Source organism: Citrobacter sp. wls711 (assembly GCF_005281055.1).
In the GTDB taxonomy this organism is placed as follows: domain Bacteria; phylum Pseudomonadota; class Gammaproteobacteria; order Enterobacterales; family Enterobacteriaceae; genus Citrobacter; species Citrobacter gillenii.
In genome coordinates this window covers 1-528 of record NZ_SZXC01000031.1, presented here as the reverse complement: position 1 = coordinate 528, position 528 = coordinate 1, and the positions used below count along the sequence as shown (strand labels likewise).

The 528-nt window shown below is 54.9% G+C and carries 1 protein-coding gene; it reads right to left on the bottom strand.

Going from position 1 to position 528, the window contains the following annotated elements; all coding sequences use genetic code 11:
• On the bottom strand, positions 1–442 hold a 442-nt coding region (locus FDW98_RS14180), incomplete at its 3' end, for a helix-turn-helix domain-containing protein (RefSeq protein WP_137398870.1).
• Positions 443–528 lie beyond the last annotated feature (86 nt).

Genomic DNA, 528 nt, shown 5'->3' with positions numbered 1-528 from the left:
GCGCGGCCCTTCGCCACACAAGCCCCGCAGACGGCAACCAGCGGCGAACGGTTCCGGCATGTAACTGGCAGCCGGTTATCTCATTGATTTTTATTGCCAGAAGTTCTGTACTCCAGCGTGAGCGCTGGTAGCCAAAATCGCCGGGAGCATGTTTTACCAGCTCACGTAATAACGTGCAGATATGCTCAAAAGGCCAGCGACGGGTTCGTCCGGCAGGTAATGATTTCAGTCCTGCAACACCCGACAGCGTGAACCAGTTAATCCAGCGTCCGACGGAGGAACGGGCACAGCAGAGCGTTCTGGCAACGTCGCTGACGCGATCGCCCCGATGCAGCATCAGCATGGCCGTCAGCCTGCGGGCATAATTTTTATCGTGCGTTTTATGGATTGCTTTCTGTATCAGGCGTCGTTCGTCACGGGAAATTGGTGCTATGATCGGCATCACTCAGTCCGGTTGGCGATTGATCAGATCGCACAATCCGGGCTGAGTTCCCTCAAAGTGATCTACTATTCCGCGCAGCTATTTAG